Raw genomic sequence first — 18,188 nt, 5'->3', positions numbered from 1 at the left:
GTGAAACGTTAAGCCTTCTCAGAAGCGAAAGGTCTGGTCAGGGAGAAGAAGGTGATGAGCCCAAGGGAAGAAGTGCTGAATAGTATAGCGCCCATCGGCACGGCTGTCGATTCATCCAGTCCTGCAAGCGGAGAGACCATTGCGCCGAAAAGAAGTGGAAGCATGCCGAGAACGGCACTTGCACTTCCGGCTCTGTGCCCCTGCTGGTCCATCGCCAGGGTGAACGTGCTGGTCAGCACCATTCCCATACACGTCATGTAAATGAAGATGGAAATGACGAGGGTCGGAAGCGGTCCTTCTATGATGGTCATCACGAGCAGAAAGGCGGTGGTTGCTACAGCTGTCGTTACAGCTGTCCGTAACAGCTTCCGTTCATGAATGATTCCACCGAGACGCCCGATCAGAAAGCTCCCGGTGATGATCGCCAAGCCGTTGATCCCGAAAAGGATACTGAACACCTGCGGAGACACTCCGTAAATACCCTGGTAGACGAACGGCGTCCCCGATACATACGCGAAACTACCCCCGTGGACAAAACCTATCGTAAGCGCGTATCCGATGAAGGAACGGTCGACGAGAAGCTGACCGATCGTTTTCAACGAAGCACCAATCGAGCTCGGTATTCTTTTCTCTTCCGGCAACGTCTCCGGAAGTTTCCAGGAGACTGTCAGCACGATGATCAGGCCGAGGAAAGCGAGAAAATAAAAAATCGTGTGCCACGTGGAAAAAGGAAACCAGAGAATCGCTCCTCCCGCCATCGGTGCCATCATCGGTGCTGTGGCGTTGATGACCATAAGGAGGGCGAAGAATTTCGTCAGCTCCCTGCCATCGAACACGTCACGTACAACGGCTCTCGAAAGAACGACTCCCGCTGAGGCAGTGAATCCCTGCAGGAACCTGGCAGCAATCAGGATATAGATGTTCGGAGCCAAAGCACAAAGAAACGAAGCCCCTGCGAATAAAAATAAGAATATGGTGAGCGGTTTCTTTCTGCCCTTTGCGTCACTGATCGGTCCGACGACGATCTGACCGACGGCAAGCCCCACCAGACAGGCGGTGAGACTGAGCTGCACCATAGAAGCTGTCGTTTCAAGGTCACTCGCAATTCCCGGGAAGCTCGGGAGGTACATGTCTATATTCAGAGGCCCCATAATGCCGAGCATACCGAGCAGGAGGGCCAGTCCGAAGCGTTCTTTTCCCGTAGGATTATGTAACATATCATCATACACCTTTCTTGACTGTCTGTTTATTTATTTTATACGTCTGCTTCAGAAATTGCTAACTGTTTATGTTTGAAAAGAATGTTTTCCTACCAAGGAGGGTATGGTGGTAGTAAGGATATTTAAGGAGGGAGTCGTATATGACATATAAATCAGTAATTCTTGGAACCGGGCCTGCTGGACTTACAGCAGCCGTATATCTGGCCCGCGCAAATATGGAGCCGCTGGTCATCGAAGGACCCGAACCGGGGGGTCAGCTGACACTTACGACGGAAGTGGAGAACTATCCCGGTTTTTCCGATGGGATCATGGGGCCTCAGTTGATGGAGGACATGAAGAAACAGGCAGAGCGTTTCGGTGCTGTCATTAAACGGGGCTGGGTCGAAGATGTAGATACGTCAGATCGTCCCTTCAAACTGAAAATCAACGGCATGGATGATATTGAAACGAGCACCCTCATCATTTCTACCGGCGCGTCTGCGAAAATGCTCGGTATTCCAGGCGAGAAAGAGAATATCGGGAAAGGTGTAAGTACCTGTGCTACATGTGACGGCTTTTTCTTCCGTGATAAAAAGCTCGTCGTTGTCGGAGGCGGAGATTCCGCGATGGAAGAAGCGAACTTTTTGACGAAATTCGCTAGTGAAGTACAAATCGTTCATCGCAGGAATGAGCTCAGAGCCTCCAAGATCATGCAGGACCGGGCCAAAGCGAATGAAAAAATCACCTGGGCGCTCAATAAAACGCCGCTCGAGATGCAATCTGATGGTATGAAAATCAGTGGGTTGAAAGTGAAGGATAACGATACCGGAGAAGAAGAAGTCCTCGAAACAGACGGTGTTTTCGTAGCGATCGGGCACAATCCGAATACAGAATTTGTGAAAGGGAAGCTCGATATGGACGACAAAGGATATATTCTTGTCGACCCCGGTACGACGAATACCAACGTGGAAGGGATTTTCGCTTGCGGCGATGTGCAGGATGCCAAGTACCGTCAGGCGGTTACGGCTGCAGGTACCGGCTGTATGGCGGCAATGGATGCCGAACGGTACCTCGAAGGCGAAGCGGTCATCGACTGGAGTCAAACGCTTTCCTGAGTAGAAAATAGTAAGAAGTGATTTGGTCCGAATGCGAACCTTCTGCAGAACAAGAACTGGCTGCCCCCTTACCGGACGGAGCGATTCCGGAACGGGGGGCGTTCTCTGCTGGAAGGTGAGGCGTCCGGGCCAATTTTTTCATTGATCGATCGTGTATCGGTTCCGTAGTGAATCTCCTTTTCTTTAATTTAGTGCTGGTATCACGTATAATTAATTGTGAAATGATTCACGTTGAGTGGGGTGACGGAATGAAGGAATGGAATCTGATATTGAAACAGGAGTGGAAAAAAGTGACGGTGATGGCCGTCGCTGCTTTGGTGCTTGCTGCAAGTATCATTATGCAGGGGTATCTTTTCGTGTCGATCGTGGATGATGTCTTCATCAACGGGGCGGGACTATCCGCTGTGATGGCTCCTCTTTTTTATCTGCTCGCTGTATTATGGCTGAGAACAGGGGTGAGTACGGTAATCTCCCGTGCCGGGGTGCGTCTGGCTTCGCGGGCAAAACGTGAGATGAGGTACAGACTCCTTCACAAAATAGCTTCAGGTTCCACCAGAGATGCGGCTCAGACAGAAGCGGGGAGACGTGTCAGCATATTCATGGATTCAATTGAAGAAACGGACAGTTATTTCAGTGGATATGTGCCACAGGTCATCCAATCGCTGATTGTACCGTTCTTTCTGTTTGTGACTATCGCCCTCACTCATCTGAATTCCGCTCTTATCATTCTGGCTACTTCCCCGTTCATCCCCCTTTTTTATATCATCATCGGCTTGAAAACGAAGGAGAAATCAGAGGAGAAAGTGGGAGAGCTGAATGCGTTATCCGGAAAATTTTTGGATATCCTTCAGGGTCTTACGACACTTAAATTGTTTCTCAAAGCGAATGACCAGAAAGAAACGATACGCTCCAGCAGTCTCCGGTTCCGGGAGGCGACGATGGAAGTGTTGAAGACGGCTTTCGTATCTTCGCTTATGCTTGAACTCATTTCAATGTTGAGCATCGGACTGATTGCTCTGGAGATCGCGCTACAGCTGATCATTTTTGAAAATATGAACTTCTTTACAGCCTTTTTCATACTGATACTGGCTCCGGAGTTCTACAACTTCCTGAAACAACTCGGCTTTGCCTTCCATACCGGACGTACAAGTATGGGAGCGGCTGCGAAAGTATATGAAGAGATCAATAAACCTGAGGATGAAGTGATGTGGGGGGAAGAGAAGCTTGTTCTTTCCCGCCCTCCCCATATAATCCTCCGTCAGGCAACGTACAGCTATGAGGAAGATGGTTTTGAACTTGGGCCTGTAACCGTCGATCTCTCTCCTGGCAAGAGCCTGGCGATTGCGGGACGGACCGGATCGGGGAAATCCACGCTTCTTCATATTCTCAGTGGGTTATTACCTATTTCCCGGGAAATGATTGAAGTGGAAGGACGCTCTCTCTATTCCTATCAGGAAAAAGAGTGGATGAACCATATCAGCTATATTTCCCAGCATCCTTACATCTTTTCTGGGACGTTGAGGGAAAACGTAGTAATCGGGGCTCATGGTGATCCTTCAGAAAAAGAAGTCAGTGAAGCGATCCAAAAAGCCGGACTGCATGAGCTGGTGCAGAAACTTGATAGTGGGATGGAAACCTCTGTAGGAGAGGGAGGTCGCGGGCTTTCTGGAGGAGAGAAGCAGCGTCTGGCTCTTGCGCGTGCCTTTTTGAAAAACCCTTATGTCATTCTCCTCGATGAACCGACGACGGGTCTGGATTTGGAAACGGAACGTATTCTCGGAGAATCCCTTGAGGAGCTTTCGGAACAAGCGACGATGATTACGGTGGCGCATCGGCTGCATACAATCAGAGAAGCGGATGAAATTCTTTTTCTTGAAAATGGACGAGTGGCGGGCCAGGGGTCGCATGAAGAGCTCCTCCGGGATGTGGATGAATATCGGCGGATGACGACGGTGAGTCAGGGAGGTGAAGCGCAATGAACGAGTTGAAAATCGTACTGGGTCTCGTAGCGAGAGAAAAGAGGGACATCTGGCTCTCCATCGTGTTCGGGGTTATTGCAGGACTGACGACTGTAGGGTTGTTTGGTGCCAGTGGGTACCTGATTTCAAAAGCCGCGCTTACGCCGCCTCTCTATACATTGATTATCGTCATTGCGATGGTGAAGCTGTTCGGTTTCATGAGGGCGCTTGGCCGGTATGCGGAGCGATTATTTTCCCACCGCGCCACGTTCACGATTCTCAGCCATATCCGTCTCCGCTTCTTTGAGCTGCTCGAGCCGGGAGTGCCGAAGATTTTTCAGAAATACAGAAGCGGTGATCTCCTTTCCCGGGTGATCGGAGATGTGGAGAGTCTTCAGAACTTCTTTCTAAGAGTTTACTATCCGCCGATTGTACTGGGAATCGTTTTCCTTAGTACGATCGTCTTCACCACCTTCTTCTCGTGGGTACTGGCACTGCTGTTCTTTGTCGGCCTCGTTATGGTCGGAGGGGTTATCCCTTTCTTGACGGCCCTTAGACAGCGAAGAAGTCAGCAGTCTGTACGGGAGGGACGTGGTTTACTTTCGGTGAAGCTGACAGAATGGATGTACGGGTTCCGTGACTTGAAAATTTATCAGAAGCAGGAAGAGAAAGAAAAGGACGTTAAAAATTCGATGGAAGCATATGAAGAAACGCATGAACACCAGCAACTGCAGATGGTCCAGGGACAGTCATTGAATCTTCTCGTCTCCCTGACAGCGACCTGGGTAGTAGTCGGGGTTTCTGTCTGGTTGATCGAGGCAGGGGAATTGGATGGAATCTTTCTCGCCATGTTCATCATGATTTCTTTGATGGTGTTTGAAGACGCTGGACCGATGGCCAGTGTGCCTGTATATTTTGAAGATAACCGGCACGCTGCAAAGCGGTTATTTTCCCTTCCGGTGGCACAAACGGCAGAAAAGAGACCTGTACAGCTGGATACAGAAGAACCGCTGGCTTTTTCCCTCGATGGCGTATTTTATTCGTTTCCGGAAAGCCCGGCGCCCGTCCTTCAGAACATTACGCTCAACTTTCCTCCGGGGTCGAAAACAGCTATCGTCGGGCCCAGCGGTTCCGGGAAATCGACTATCCAACAGCTCCTCCTCTCCATGGCTGAGGTGGACGCAGGCGATATAACCGTCCACGGTGAAAATATGGCGGAAGTGGACGAGGAAAGTTTATGGAAAAGGGTGAACATCATACTGCAGGAGAACCATTTCTTCCATGGAACGATCGGAGATAATCTTGCCATTGCAAAAGAAGATGCTGATGATCAGGAAATGGGAGAAGTGCTTGCCCGCGTGCAACTCGCTCACTTATCGCCGGAAGATGCGGTAGAGGAGCGTGGCATGAACTTATCCGGCGGGGAGAAGCAGCGGCTTGCCCTGGCTAGAATCTATTTGAAAAAAGCACGCACATGGATTCTCGATGAGCCTTTCTCATCGGTGGACGCTTTGACGGAGAAGGAGCTCATGGATAATTTCCGGGAAGAGACACGAGACGACACTGTTATTCTTATCAGCCATAATCTGCAGGGGCTGGAAAAAATGGATGAAATCATCGTTATGAACCAGGGAGAAGTGGTGGAAACAGGAAGTTATGAAGAGCTTATAAGTCGTGATGGATATTTTCATCGAATGAAACAGCTCGAAAATACGTTGATCGGATAAAAAAGAAAAAACGCCTATCCTTAAAAGAAAAACCTTGGGATAGGCGTTTTATTATGGGTTACAGATAAGTCGTGAAGGCCGGTTCGGTGCCGAGGGTTTCGGTCACTTCATTGTTTCCGTTCAGGATAGCCACTTTCGGAGAGTGGTTTCTCGCTTCTTCGTCACTCATTGAAGCATAGGAGACGATGATGATGACATCGCCTTCTTGCACAAGACGGGCGGCCGCTCCGTTCAAGCAGACTTCTTTCTTACCTCGTTCACCGGGGATGATATACGTTTCGAGACGTTCTCCGTTGTTGTTATTGACGATCTGTACCTTTTCATTCGGAAGCATACCGGCCGTTTCGTAAATATCGGGATCGAGCGTGATGCTCCCGACGTAGTTGAGATTGGCGCCGGTAACGCGGGCGCGGTGTATTTTTCCATTCATCATTGTTCGGTTCATGTGGTTTCTCCTTTCTGTCGTTCAGGCAGTTCAATAATGATATTGTCGATCAGCCGGGCCTTTTCGAAGTATACGGCTACAGCGCAGATCCATTTCTTATCTTCCGGGGTAGCGGGTTTGAGATAAGGATAGGATAACACTTCGCGGTAATCGATGATGCCGGAAGTGTTTTCATTCAGTATACTTTCCATTTCTTTTTTTATTGTTTCGGGCTCCCAGTGCCCTTCTTTGACCATAGTTGCTGCGTGTTGCAGGCTCTCCTTTAGAAAGGGGGCTTCCTGTCGTTCTTCCGGTGTAAGATTTACATTCCTCGAGCTTTTGGCGAGTCCGTCTTTTTCCCTTACAGTCGGGCAGGGAACGATACGTACAGGGATGTTGAAGTCCGAGACGACGCCTTCGAGTACAGCGATTTGTTGGGCGTCTTTCTGGCCGAGGTACATGTACTCAGGCTGGATGATCTGAAGAAGCTTCAGTACGACGGTGGCTACTCCGTCGAAATGACCGGGGCGGGCCGGTCCGCACAGGACGTCCGTCCGGTCGATGACCTGGAGGGAGGTGGTTCTTTTTTCGGGATACATTTCTTCTACGGATGGATGGAAGATGACATCCGCCCCGTATTCACGGGCGATACGCTTATCACGCTCGAGGTCGCGGGGGTAGTTATCAAAATCCTCATCCGGACCGAACTGCAGAGGGTTCACAAAAATGCTGATAACGGTAAGGTCGTTCTCTTGTGTCGAACGTTCCACCATAGACATATGTCCTTCGTGCAGGTACCCCATGGTAGGAACGAAGCCGATGGAGCTGTTCCAATTTTCTTTTCGGTATGCGCGCATGGTTTCAATCGTTGTAATGACGTTCATTTTTGCCTCCATATAAGTGAGTGAGTGTGTCTTCATCCATCGTGAAAGTATGCTGATCCTCCGGAAAGCGGGAATCTTTCACTTCCGATACGTACTGATGGAGAGCCTCTTCAATCGTATCCTGGACATTTGCATATTGTTTTACGAATTTAGGTAGATGTTCGCTGCCATAACCGATGACATCGTGATAAACGAGGACCTGGCCATCGGCTTTTGCCCCGGCTCCGATTCCGATGACGGGGATGGAGAGGGTTTCGACGATGAGCCCGGTCAGCTGCTTCGGTACACATTCAAGGACGAGAGCGAACGCCCCCGCTTTTTCTGCTGCTTTGGCATCCTGGAGCAGTTGCTCGGCTTCTTCGGCTTTTTTCCCCTGTACTTTATATCCTCCGAGCACACCGACGGACTGAGGGGTCAGCCCCAGATGCGCCATCACCGGAACCCCGGCGGAGGTGAGCCGGGAAATCATTGAAAGGACACTGCCTGCTCCTTCGAGCTTCACAGCCTGAGCTCCTGCTTCCTGCAGAAGTCTGGAAGCATTTCGCAAAGTGGTCTCTTCGGAAATATGGTATGTCATGAAAGGGAGGTCGGTGACGGTGAAGGTGTCTTTGGCCCCGCGCCGGACGGCCTTAGTATGGAGGACCATATCATCAATGGTGACAGGAACCGTGGAGTCATACCCGAGAACGGTCATACCTAGAGAATCTCCGACGAGAATCATATCCATCCCCGACTTTTCGGTGAGTTTTGCGGAAGGGTAGTCGTACGCGGTCATCATAGCGATAGCTTCGTTCTTATCTTTCATTTTTTGAAAATCTTTCGTCGTTTTCATCTTGCTGCCTCCTTCGAACAATCGCACTCAAAATAGATTATAACAAATATTTCTGAAAAGGCTATCATTTGAGTCAATTTCATAAATCCTAGCCCTTGTCCCCCAACGGGTTCAAGACATAAAAAAGGAAGTACCTCCCCAAGTCTTGTATAATGGTGGTTCACCACAACTACCAAAAAGACTGGAGGGACTCCCTATGTCCATTATAAGGCAAGAGAGCTTATTTGACATCACCGATTTATATGACATGCAACCTACCCACCGGTATGAGGCTATCTTATCCTCCCTGAATCTGGACCCCGTCATGGCTGTCGTGGTTAAGAAATCCCGTCGTGGTGCACCTGCGGAGCTGAACTACGAAGCGATGGTCCAGTCGCTGATCATCCGTGTGGTGGAAAGGATCCCCGATATCAAACGGCTGGTCCGGCGCCTGAACGAGGATCCGTTTTTCCGGTTCGACTGTGGATTTCTTCTCTCGGATCGTGTCCCCTCGGAAGCTTCTTACACCCGTATCCAGGAAAAGATCCAGGAAGCTGATGTCCTCCGGGACGTCGGTCAGGACATCGTCCATCAGGCGATGAAGGAAGGCTATATCCAGGACGATACGGTGGCCATTGATGCGATCAAGAATTCTGGAGGTCTGAACGTTTTTTGAGAAAGCAATTATGAAATTGATTCATTTAAAAAGAGGGTTGATAAATGCAGGAATCCAGAAAGAAAGCCCTTACATCATCATCCATTTTTTAGTAATATAGAAACAGGAGGGATGAGAATGAGCGAACGACCGAAAGATTTAGGTTTCCATACATATCTGATCGACGGATATGATATGGGTTTCGAAGGAAGAACAGGGACATATGTTCTCGACAACAAGCAAGTGACGCTGATCGAAACGGGACCCAGTCCTTCGGTTAAAAGAATTAAAGAAGGACTGGAGACTTTGAACATATCTCTTCAGGATGTGAAGTATATTATAGTGACTCATGTTCACCTAGATCATGCCGGAGGTGCTGGTCTATTTCTGGAATCGTGTCCGAACGCGGAAGTAATCGTTCATCCGAAAGGGAAGCGTCATCTGGCGGACCCGTCCCGGCTCGTTAAAGGTGCCAGAGCCGTTTACGGTGAAGAATTCGATCGATTGTTCGAGCCTGTCGTCCCTATACCGGAAGAGAAGATCATCGAAAAGGGAGAAGGGGATGTATTGACGATTGATGAGCACAGGGAACTCGAATTTCTGGATACTCCCGGTCATGCCAATCATCATATCGGTATATACGACCCTGTCAGCAACGGTATCTTCACAGGAGATACGGCCGGTATCAGATACCACCACGTGGAAGGGGTGACGTTTTACCTTCCGTCGACTTCTCCGAATCAATTCAACCCTGAAGCCATGCTTGCACAGATTCAGCGCTTTCGCCACCGGGAGCCATCCCGTCTCTATTTTGGTCACTACGGGATGACGGAGGAACCGGAACTGGCGATGAAGGAAGTGCGAGAATGGATTCCGGAATTCCTTGATATCGCCAGAGAGGAAACATCGCTTGAAGTAATTGAAAAAAATCTTAGAAAACAAGTGGAAGCTCACCTGAACGCCAGAGGTGTGCCGCAAGATCATGACGTGTACAAAATAATTGATTTAGATATGAAAGTTTGTGCTATGGGGCTCTATGACTACGTTCAGAAAGAAAATTAGAAGAAGCTTCCTCTTTGTCCAAAAGAGGAAGCTTTAATTATTTCACCGGAATGTACGATAATAGAAGGAGAAGTGTGTGGAGAACGTGTCCGGCACCGCAGGAGGGACTTTATGATGAGAGATGACTCGACGTCGGCGCACCTGTTTCAACTCATGAGCAAGCTTCATGATATCGTTTATTTGATGAAGATGGAAAAAGAAGGTTTTTCTTATGTACAAGTGACAGAAGAAGCGAGAAAAGCCGCTTCGCTACCGGCGGATGTAGCCGGAAAAACTTTCGAAGACGTCTATCCGGAACGGGAAGCCGCTCACTTGACGCGTCAATATGAGAAGGCTGTCTTTGCAGAAGATGTGACGTTTTTCTCGGATCGCATGAACGTCCTGTACAACGCTGATCGTTACGCTTCAACGATTCTTCTTCCTGTCCATGAAAGGGAAGGCGACAGCTATGTCCTTGGAATCACCAGCGATCTGAAAAGCGGCGTGGCAGCAGAATTATTGGAAACGATCGGTATGTACGATTATCTGACAGGGCTGCCGAACCTGTTGAAAATCAAGCAGGATGCCGGCAGAATGCTGGTGGAAGAAGGCCATTTGAAAGTCAGGACGGTCTATTTTGATATAGATAGCTTCAAGCTGGTGAACGCAACGATCGGGATTGAAAAATCCAATGATATTCTGAAAGAGATAGTCGAAAAAGTGAGTAAAGTCATATCCCAGGATTCTATCCTCGGGAGAATGGACGGAGATGAGTTTGTTCTCATCGGAATGATGAGTACTTCGGAGGCCGTGTTGGTGAGTGAAACGATTCTCGACGTTATATCCGGCATTTCCTACGAGGTGGAAGGAGAAGATATTTATTTGAGTTCCTGTGCGGGCATCAGCGGAGAAGCATCTGAAGTGGATGATATGATCTCCCAGGCTTCAATAGCGATGAGACAGGCAAAGCGGGATGGGAAAAATAATGTTTCCATATTCAAAGAAACCAATTATATTAGTGAGCAGCTGAACGAGAGCGTCCTCGAAAAGGAATTGGAACATGCGCTTGAAAACGGCGAGTTTGATGTTTTTTATCAGCCGAAGTTGAATGTAATCAAGGAAGAAGTCAGCTATGAGGCGCTTGCACGCTGGTTCAGTTCCAAGCTTGGCACAGTCTCCCCGGGGGTCTTTATTCCACTGGCTGAGAAGTCCCGTCTTATTGAAAAGATTACAAAAAGAGTCTTTGAGAAAGTCTGTCAGGATATATTGCATTACAAAGAAGAATTCAGAAATAGAAGAGTAGCTGTAAATCTTTCGGCCAACATGTTCCATAAGACGATGCTGGAGGACACTCTTCTTTCTGTTATTGAGGGGTACGGCATTCACCCTGAAGCTTTTGAACTGGAAATTACGGAAAGTGCCATCATGGAGGACCCGGACCAGGCCAGAGATATCATCGATCACTTGCGAGCACTTGGATTCCGCGTCGTCATTGATGATTTCGGAGCCAGTTACTCTTCGCTCAATTACCTGAAGCAGTTTTCTATAGATGGAATCAAAATCGATCAATCTTTCATAAGAGAGCTCAAGACGGACATACGGGACAAAGATTACGAAATTGTGAAGATGATCATTACGCTCGCGAGGAAACTGCATTTATCAGTTACTGCTGAAGGAGTGGAAAAAGCAGGGCATTATGATGTGATCAAGCGCCTCAAAGCAGACGAATTGCAGGGGTATTTTATCAGTAAGCCTATGGCGGCCGCTTCGCTCGAAGGGGTATTGTCGTCGCTTGCATCCATGTTCTCGTTCGGGGGAGATTGTATTTCCGGAAAATCAGATATAGACGAAGGGGAATTGAGAAGACTCGGCGAGCTGCACCGTCTGAATCTCGAAGGGTTCGATTTTTCCGAACGATATGATCGAATCGTAGAAATTGTGAGTCGGACGTTTTCTGTTCCTACAGCTATTCTTTCCCTTCTTACTAAAGACCAGCAGGTGTACAAGTCTTCCGTAGGTCTTCCCGAATTATTTGCCGAGCTCGGCGGGATGGAGATAGAAAACAGCACCTGTGGCGGTATGATTGAAACGGAGAAGCCGCTGGTGCTTCCGGATCTTAACCTGATGGCAGAGGAGCGGTATAAATATTTTGTAAGGGAGTATGGCTATCAGTTTTATGCAGGGGTCCCACTGATCACGAAAAACGGAGAAATCATCGGCTCTCTCTGCATCCTCGATACCGATCTGAGGAAATTTGACGATACAGATGTCCAACTTCTTGAAGAGTACGCCGACTGGGTTATGACGGAAATAGAGATGCAGGACTACTTGAAGGAAACGAACCGCCGCCAGCAGGCGATGGAAGATATTTATCGTACCATTGTGAAGGATCTTCCGGTGGAAGAGAGGATCGAGCAGGTTCTTCGTTCGTTCCTGGAATGGAGCCATTACACGGGAGCATTCTTTTATATGGGAGAGCGGGAATGCCATCTCACCCGTTCCGGAAGAAAAGATATTGACCCCGGAGTTATAAAATCCTTGGCGAAACAGAGTATAGAAGAGGGGTATCACGAAGAGAGAGAAGGAGATATCACTATATCGAACTCTCTGAAAAGTTCCATTTTAGATGAAACAAGCGGAACGAAAGTAGGCGGTTTCTTCCTGTATACTCTTCCGGGTGAGTATACAGCCGTCAAGGAACCGGTAGTCATACGGGATATTGTATCGCAGCTCGCGGTGATCGGCGGGTGGGCCGCCAACGAATGGGAAAAGGAAAAAAGGGAGAAGGAAATCTCCTGTCTCGTTTACCGTGATTCATTGACCGGTCTCTGGAATCGGAAGGCGTTCCGGGAAGATACGGAGAAAAAGCTTTCGAAACAAGAGCCTTTCACTATTCTGTTCATCGATATCGATAATTTCAAAGTGATCAATGATACATGGGGGCACTTGATTGGAGACGAAGTACTGCAGACGATAGCTCGTCGTCTTGCAAAGGAGACAGACGGAAGGGAGGCAGAGGCTTACAGACTTGCAGGAGACGGATTTCTTCTTGTGTTTGTAGAAGAGAATGGTTTGAATACATGTCCGGAACAGCTTCTCGAAGCGATCCGAACACCTGTAATGACTTCAGAAGGAGAGGTGTGTGTTTCTGCCAGTCTCGGCCTCTATACGTCTACAGAGGAACAGCCAGAATCGATTGATGAAGTGATGAAAAAAGCGGACGAGGCCATGTTTCTGAAGAAATCGATGGGCGGAAACGGGGGTGAAGTTTATTCCCGGTAAGTTCTGTGAGGGAGTAGATTTTCCTTGTATTATCTTGCATGCATGGACGGATGGAAGACACCCTTGTTTACGCCAGCACTTCTAAGCAGGGTGCTTTCGCTTTTCTTGGTCCAGCTCCGCCCCCCAGAAGTCCGTGTCCTAAGCAGTGAATTCTTTTTCAGGTAAAAGCGCCTGAAAAGAGAACCCCCTGCTTACGCCAGAACTTCTAAACGGGGGGCTCCGCTTTTTTTTAATCCAGCTCCAGCACCCAGAAACCGGAGCCATAAGTAGCCTTGTCTTTTTGGAAAAAGCACCCAAAAGAGAACAAGGCTACTTATGACTTAGGTTTCTAAGCAGGGTGCTTTCGCTTTTTTAATAACTTCCGACTTTGTATAGGTGACGGGAGTCTTTGACGAATTCCGGGTGGATGGCGCGGGCGTAAAGAGGGAATTTTTTCAGGTTGATCCCCGCTCCGTAATAATAAGCTTGCCACACCAGTTTGGTGCAATACTGCTCGCCGTCGGTCTCTTTTAATTTCGTGAAGAAACGGTACGGCGCTTTTGTGTTCGATTCATAGAGATGAAGAGCGAAAGCCGCTGACCTGGTTCCGGCTTCTTCGCTTTTTGAGCGATACAGTGACAGACGTTTGAACTTGCCGAAGAAATGATCGACGTCATCCTTTTTCAACCCCTTTGGTATAGAATGGATGACACTCATATCTTCGGTGACGATTCCTACGTGGCCGATATAGAAAGAGTCCTTCTGCCCGAGGGGGGAGAATAACAAATCTCCCGGTTTCACTTCAGGCTGTGAGCGTGGAGCCAGGACTTTTTTAGGTTTTATAAACAGAAATACGGCGAGGAATGTCATGATGCCTGTAATTAATTTTTTCATGATGATCTTCTCCTTAATGAAACGTTATGCTCTTCTCTATCGTAAAGGAGAAGGAATAAGAAGACAATCAGGAAGGATGGTACTATATGCAACAACCTGCAGGATTCTGGATTCGTCTGGCAGCGAATATACTTGATGGCATCATTATCGGAATCATTACAGCCCTCCTCGCTTTTATTATTTATGGAGAGTTGCCTCAGACGGATGAATCGACGCCAATCGATTTCTTATCCTTCTTATACACCCTTTTGCTCCCGGTTTTCTGGAGAGGATACGTGATCGGAAAGAAATTGATGGGAGTACGTATTGTGAAAAAGACAGGGGAGAACGTTACGATCGTCAACATGCTTCTCCGTGTCATTGTAGGCGCACTCGCCTATATTCTGACGTTAGGTATCGGATTGATCGTCAGCGCATTCATGGTTGGTTTGCGAGAAGATAAACGAGCGATCCATGATTTTATAGCCGGCACGAAAGTGATCCACGACCAGGAAGGTTAACTCTTTCCTGTTCGTGGTATTTTAATAGTATCAAGTATTTTCTATGGGAGGACGTCCTATGAAAATCCCCATCATTATCGGCGTGTCGGCATTTGTCCTCTTTTTTGTTCTTCTGATTATCATCGGCGCCTCTTACCCTTTCGCCGGCAGTCTCATCATTTCTTTCCTCATCTTCGAAATCGCCTTATACCATCATTTCAAACGTCAAAAGGAAAAGCACCGTAAATTTCCTGATTGAGGTTTCTTGCCTCTTTCCTGTACAATATCGTCATGTTGAACTAAGAGAAAAGGTGTGTATTTATGACAGAGCGCTATATTGTGATTGGTGCAGGTATCCTCGGTGCCTCCACCGCTTATCATCTCCGTAAGCAAGGGAAGGAAGTGACTGTCATCGATCGTAATGATGATGGTCAGGCGACCGCGGTCGCCGCGGGCATCATCTGCCCCTGGCTTTCCCTCAGAAGAAACAAACGATGGTACCGTCTTGCTTCCGGCGGGGCACGTTACTACCCTGAACTTGTTCGTGAACTCGAAGAAATGGGCGAAACAAAAACGGGGTATAAGCAGGTCGGTGCGATAAAAATGCATCAGAAAGAAGAGAAGGCCCGCGATATGTATGAACGGGCATTGGCAAAAAAAGAATACACCCCTGAAATGGGAGAAGTGACGTATCTCGAGCACGGAAAACCGAAAGAATACTTCCCTCCGCTTGATGAAGCGTATGCCGGGGTGCATGTAAGCGGGGCGGCAAGGGTGAACGGCCGTGAAGTCCGGGATGCTCTGATCCGTGCAGGGAAACAACTCGGCGTCAGGTTCGTTGAGGGTTCTGCTGAGCTTTTATGTGAGAATAATAAGGTCTATGGGACATCAGTGGACGGCGTTACTTATGAAGCGGACCAGGTCATCGCCGCGAACGGTGCGTGGGCAAAAGAACTGCTGGAGCCTCTTGGACTTCAGGTTGATGCCGGGCCGCAAAAAGCGTTGATCGCCCATTTTGATATGCCGGAGGCGGAGACCGGGGAATGGCCTGTGCTGTTACCGCCCGGAAATAAGTATATGCTGGCGTTCGACGGTGGAAGACTGGTGAGCGGTGCAACACAGTCATCGGATGCAGGGTTTGATCACGGAGTAAGTGCCTCTCTTTTACATGAAATTATCGGAAAGATGATGGAAGTGGCGCCTGGTCTCGAGACTATGGAGTTCCATGCGGCCAAAATAGGCTTCCGTCCCTATACGCCGGGGTCTATGCCTGTATTTGGGAAATCACCAGGCTATGAAGGGCTTTATATCGCAAACGGGTTAGGAGCTTCAGGTTTGACGGCCGGTCCTTACATAGGAGCGGAACTTGCGCGTCTTGTAACTGGAGAAGAAACCGAACTCGACCCTCTGGATTATTCCATTGAACAAATAATGATGTAAGAAAAGCGGAAACTTCCGTTTAGAAACGCATGTCTAAGCAGATTGGTCAGACAAAAGGTGTTCTTTCCTTTTTCTGATCCGAGCTGCTTATGCCAGTGTTTCTGGAAGTTGTAGCTGGATCAAGAAAAGCGGAGCCACCCCGCTTAGAAGTTCTACCATAATTGGAATCATCGATATAAAAAAGCGCGAGTATCTCTGAAAAGAGACACTCGCGCTTTTTGACTACAAAATCAGTTTTGAAGGGTGCGAACGAATTCTTTCGCTACAGCTACTGTGGACTGAGGGTTTTGACCTGTAATTAATACACCATCAGATTCCACATGTTCCGACCAGTTCGGTGCGGAATAGAAATGCGCACCACGTTCACGGAGTTTGCTTTCAAGTAGGAAAGGCATGTGCTGATCAAGTGTGGTATCGGCTTCTTCAGCGTCTGTGAAAGCATTGACTCGTTTGCCCTGCACGATATATTGACCATCGGAAAGTTTCACGTTCACGAGGCCTGCCGGACCGTGGCAGACCGCTGCAACCGGTTTTTTAGATTCATAGGTGCTTTTGATGATGTTCTGAAGCTTCTCGTTGTCCGGGAAGTCGAACATTGTGCCATGACCGCCAGGAAGGAAAACAGCATCGAAGTCTTCAGCATTCAGGCTGTCGATCGGTGTTGTGTTTTCAAGAAGCGGTTTTGCATCAAGGTTTGCTTGAGGCTCATCATCACTAACACTGTTCGGGTCTACCGGGGACTGACCGCCGGCAGGGCTTGCGACGGTTACATCGAAGCCATGTTTCTGGAATTCATTATAGGCTTCAGCGAATTCTGAAAGCCAGATGCCTGTTGGAGCATCCTCGTTGATTTTATCGTGGTTCGTTACCACCATTAGTACTTTTTTACTCATAATTTATGCACTCCTTTTTTTTCGGGTTTGCTGCACACAATCCTTGTATACCCATGTAAGTGGAGGTATTAAACAAAGTGCTTTTTGAAAAGTAGAGAAAAGCTTCTAAAACGGAAGTTTCCGCTTTTCTTTGTCCAGTTCCAACTTCCAGAAATTCATGCCATAAGCAGCCCGGATCAGAGAAAGATAAGACCGTCTTTCGTCAGACCCGTCTGCTTATGGCAGTATTTCTGAACGGAAGTTTCCGCTTTTCTTTGTGCACAAGGCTTGCATCCAAAGACAAAGGCTGATTAAATAAATCTGTATGGAACATCACAAAAAGGGGACGGTTTTGATGGAAACGAACGATTGGTCACAAGTTCAAAAAAAAGAGCAGCCGCTGACTCTCGTGATCGCTGATTTCGATGGGTTACACCTTGGTCATCATCACTTATTGATCCAAGCTCAGAGTAAAGGAAACGAAATTGCGGTGCTTGATACATCTTTAGATGAAGACAGGCTGCTCACCCCCCTTTATCATAAAAAAGAACTGCTGGAATCATACGGTGTCGATTTTTACTATGTTTTCTCCGGTAATAGTGATGTCAGAACAGGGGTAGAAACTCTCCAACCTGCACATGTTATCATGGGAGAAGAACATTCGGGAATCGAAGGAGCAGAAAACGCCTCGACGTTCAGTGCTTCCTCGGAAGAAATAAAGGAAATGATCGAGGAAGGCAGGGTGGAAGCCGCCCTCGCCCAACTTGGACGCCCTTACGCTATAAAAGCCACCGTAGCCAAGGGACAGGCTCTCGGTCGAGAATTGGGCTTCCCTACCATCAATCTGGGAGGTTCTGAAACCTATGTCGATCCCGCTCCCGGTGTTTATATAGGATCGGTAGTCATACACGAAGATACGCCGAGACAGTATTATGCGCTGATCAGTGCCGGGTACCGTCCTACGGTCAAGGGAACTTCATATAAAGTGGAAGCCTACATCCTTGATTTCAAAGAGGATATTTATGGGAAGAATGTAACTCTTTCATTTCTTAGGCATATGCGTGGGGAAATCGATTTTGATGGTCTCGACGCCCTGGTGGACCAGATGAAACAGGATGAAGTGGAAGCACGCAGGATTTTAGGATTACAACAAAGAAAAGGAGACTGACTCCCATGGGGTAGTACTTGTAGAAATCTGTGACAGCAACTTGCTGAGTACGATTAATGCGGAAGAGATTCTGGAAGAAGAATATCCGGAGGTGGATGTCCTGATCAGTGACTGCCTCTCCTATTGCGGGCTTTGTGCTATCAAGCCCTATGCCCTTGTTAACAACAAGCGGGTATTTGGACATTCAGCAGAAGAAGCGCTGGAAAAAATCCGGAAACAGATTGATGAAGAGCTGGCAGCCTTTGCATAATAGAAATGGA

17 protein-coding genes are annotated in these 18,188 nt (G+C 48.1%); 11 read left to right on the top strand and 6 right to left on the bottom strand.

The genetic code is table 11. From position 1 onward, the window contains the following. Positions 1-8 precede the first annotated feature (8 nt). Positions 9-1,217 (bottom strand): Bcr/CflA family efflux MFS transporter, encoded by a 1,209-nt coding sequence (locus tag BW944_RS12245; RefSeq protein WP_076560102.1) that lies wholly within the window; start codon positions 1,215-1,217, stop codon positions 9-11. 143 nt (positions 1,218-1,360) lie between these two features. Between BW944_RS12245 and trxB the strand changes: the two genes are divergently transcribed. The 3 genes from trxB (at position 1,361) to cydC (ending at position 5,999) form a co-directional block, all read left to right on the top strand. Then, positions 1,361-2,314, top strand: coding sequence for a thioredoxin-disulfide reductase (gene trxB, locus BW944_RS12240; RefSeq protein ID WP_076560100.1), 954 nt, complete (start codon positions 1,361-1,363; stop codon positions 2,312-2,314). A gap of 248 nt (positions 2,315-2,562) precedes the next feature. After that, entirely contained in the window at positions 2,563-4,293 is a 1,731-nt protein-coding gene (gene cydD, locus BW944_RS12235; protein WP_076560098.1) for a thiol reductant ABC exporter subunit CydD, read from the top strand. Further along, positions 4,290-5,999 carry a thiol reductant ABC exporter subunit CydC gene (gene cydC, locus BW944_RS12230; RefSeq protein WP_076560096.1) on the top strand — a complete coding sequence of 570 codons (1,710 nt, stop codon included), beginning with the start codon at positions 4,290-4,292 and terminating at the stop codon, positions 5,997-5,999. The genes cydD and cydC overlap by 4 nt, the downstream gene beginning before the upstream one ends. A 58-nt stretch (positions 6,000-6,057) precedes the next feature. Here cydC and panD read toward each other — a convergent pair whose 3' ends face one another. Genes panD through panB form a run of 3 tightly spaced genes read right to left on the bottom strand, consistent with a single transcriptional unit; the run spans position 6,058 to position 8,139 of the window. Beyond that, a complete protein-coding gene (panD, locus tag BW944_RS12225; RefSeq protein WP_076560094.1) occupies positions 6,058-6,444 on the bottom strand; it encodes an aspartate 1-decarboxylase in 387 nt (128 codons plus the stop codon). Beyond that, complete coding sequence (panC, locus tag BW944_RS12220) at positions 6,441-7,307, bottom strand: pantoate--beta-alanine ligase (RefSeq protein ID WP_076560092.1); 867 nt, start codon at positions 7,305-7,307, stop codon at positions 6,441-6,443. Before panC ends, panD begins: the two co-directional genes overlap by 4 nt. Then, positions 7,285-8,139, bottom strand: a complete 855-nt coding sequence (gene panB / locus BW944_RS12215; RefSeq protein ID WP_076560090.1) for a 3-methyl-2-oxobutanoate hydroxymethyltransferase — start codon at positions 8,137-8,139, stop codon at positions 7,285-7,287. Before panB ends, panC begins: the two co-directional genes overlap by 23 nt. A gap of 196 nt (positions 8,140-8,335) precedes the next feature. Between panB and BW944_RS12210 the strand changes: the two genes are divergently transcribed. The 3 genes from BW944_RS12210 to BW944_RS12200 all read left to right on the top strand — a co-directional run bounded on the left by BW944_RS12210 (position 8,336) and on the right by BW944_RS12200 (position 13,096). Beyond that, positions 8,336-8,794 (top strand): transposase, encoded by a 459-nt coding sequence (locus tag BW944_RS12210; RefSeq protein ID WP_076560089.1) that lies wholly within the window; start codon positions 8,336-8,338, stop codon positions 8,792-8,794. Positions 8,795-8,911: 117 nt separating this feature from the next. Next, positions 8,912-9,835, top strand: a complete 924-nt coding sequence (locus BW944_RS12205; protein ID WP_076560087.1) for an MBL fold metallo-hydrolase — start codon at positions 8,912-8,914, stop codon at positions 9,833-9,835. 111 nt (positions 9,836-9,946) lie between these two features. Continuing rightward, the gene (locus BW944_RS12200; RefSeq protein ID WP_076560085.1) at positions 9,947-13,096 is read left to right on the top strand and encodes an EAL domain-containing protein; all 3,150 of its coding nucleotides are present in this window, start codon (positions 9,947-9,949) and stop codon (positions 13,094-13,096) included. A 351-nt stretch (positions 13,097-13,447) separates the two neighbouring features. Here BW944_RS12200 and BW944_RS12195 read toward each other — a convergent pair whose 3' ends face one another. Beyond that, positions 13,448-13,969 (bottom strand): YiiX/YebB-like N1pC/P60 family cysteine hydrolase, encoded by a 522-nt coding sequence (locus tag BW944_RS12195; RefSeq protein ID WP_076560082.1) that lies wholly within the window; start codon positions 13,967-13,969, stop codon positions 13,448-13,450. 86 nt (positions 13,970-14,055) lie between these two features. On the opposite strand from BW944_RS12195, the gene BW944_RS12190 reads away from it, so the two are divergent. From BW944_RS12190 to BW944_RS12180, 3 genes are all read left to right on the top strand, one after another. Further along, the gene (locus BW944_RS12190) at positions 14,056-14,469 is read left to right on the top strand and encodes an RDD family protein (RefSeq protein WP_076560080.1); all 414 of its coding nucleotides are present in this window, start codon (positions 14,056-14,058) and stop codon (positions 14,467-14,469) included. Between the two features lie 58 nt (positions 14,470-14,527). After that, positions 14,528-14,707 carry a hypothetical protein gene (locus BW944_RS12185; protein ID WP_084193738.1) on the top strand — a complete coding sequence of 60 codons (180 nt, stop codon included), beginning with the start codon at positions 14,528-14,530 and terminating at the stop codon, positions 14,705-14,707. A 62-nt stretch (positions 14,708-14,769) separates the two neighbouring features. Next, positions 14,770-15,888, top strand: a complete 1,119-nt coding sequence (locus BW944_RS12180; protein ID WP_076560075.1) for an NAD(P)/FAD-dependent oxidoreductase — start codon at positions 14,770-14,772, stop codon at positions 15,886-15,888. A 230-nt stretch (positions 15,889-16,118) separates the two neighbouring features. Here the strand turns inward: BW944_RS12180 and BW944_RS12175 are convergent, their stop codons facing one another. Continuing rightward, positions 16,119-16,781 carry a type 1 glutamine amidotransferase domain-containing protein gene (locus BW944_RS12175; RefSeq protein ID WP_076560072.1) on the bottom strand — a complete coding sequence of 221 codons (663 nt, stop codon included), beginning with the start codon at positions 16,779-16,781 and terminating at the stop codon, positions 16,119-16,121. A gap of 334 nt (positions 16,782-17,115) precedes the next feature. Here BW944_RS12175 and BW944_RS12170 point away from each other — a divergent pair, with 334 nt between their 5' ends. Together BW944_RS12170 and BW944_RS12165 are read left to right on the top strand one after the other, a co-directional pair. Then, complete coding sequence (locus tag BW944_RS12170) at positions 17,116-17,928, top strand: riboflavin kinase (RefSeq protein WP_076560070.1); 813 nt, start codon at positions 17,116-17,118, stop codon at positions 17,926-17,928. 25 nt (positions 17,929-17,953) lie between these two features. Further along, complete coding sequence (locus tag BW944_RS12165; RefSeq protein ID WP_076560067.1) at positions 17,954-18,178, top strand: YuzB family protein; 225 nt, start codon at positions 17,954-17,956, stop codon at positions 18,176-18,178. Positions 18,179-18,188: the final 10 nt, after the last annotated feature.

Origin of the sequence: Salimicrobium flavidum, from assembly GCF_900156645.1 — a bacterium.
GTDB classification, from domain to species: domain Bacteria; phylum Bacillota; class Bacilli; order Bacillales; family Halobacillaceae; genus Salimicrobium; species Salimicrobium flavidum.
The sequence above is the reverse complement of the archived record's forward strand: the minus strand, read 5'-3'. Positions and strand labels throughout refer to the sequence as shown.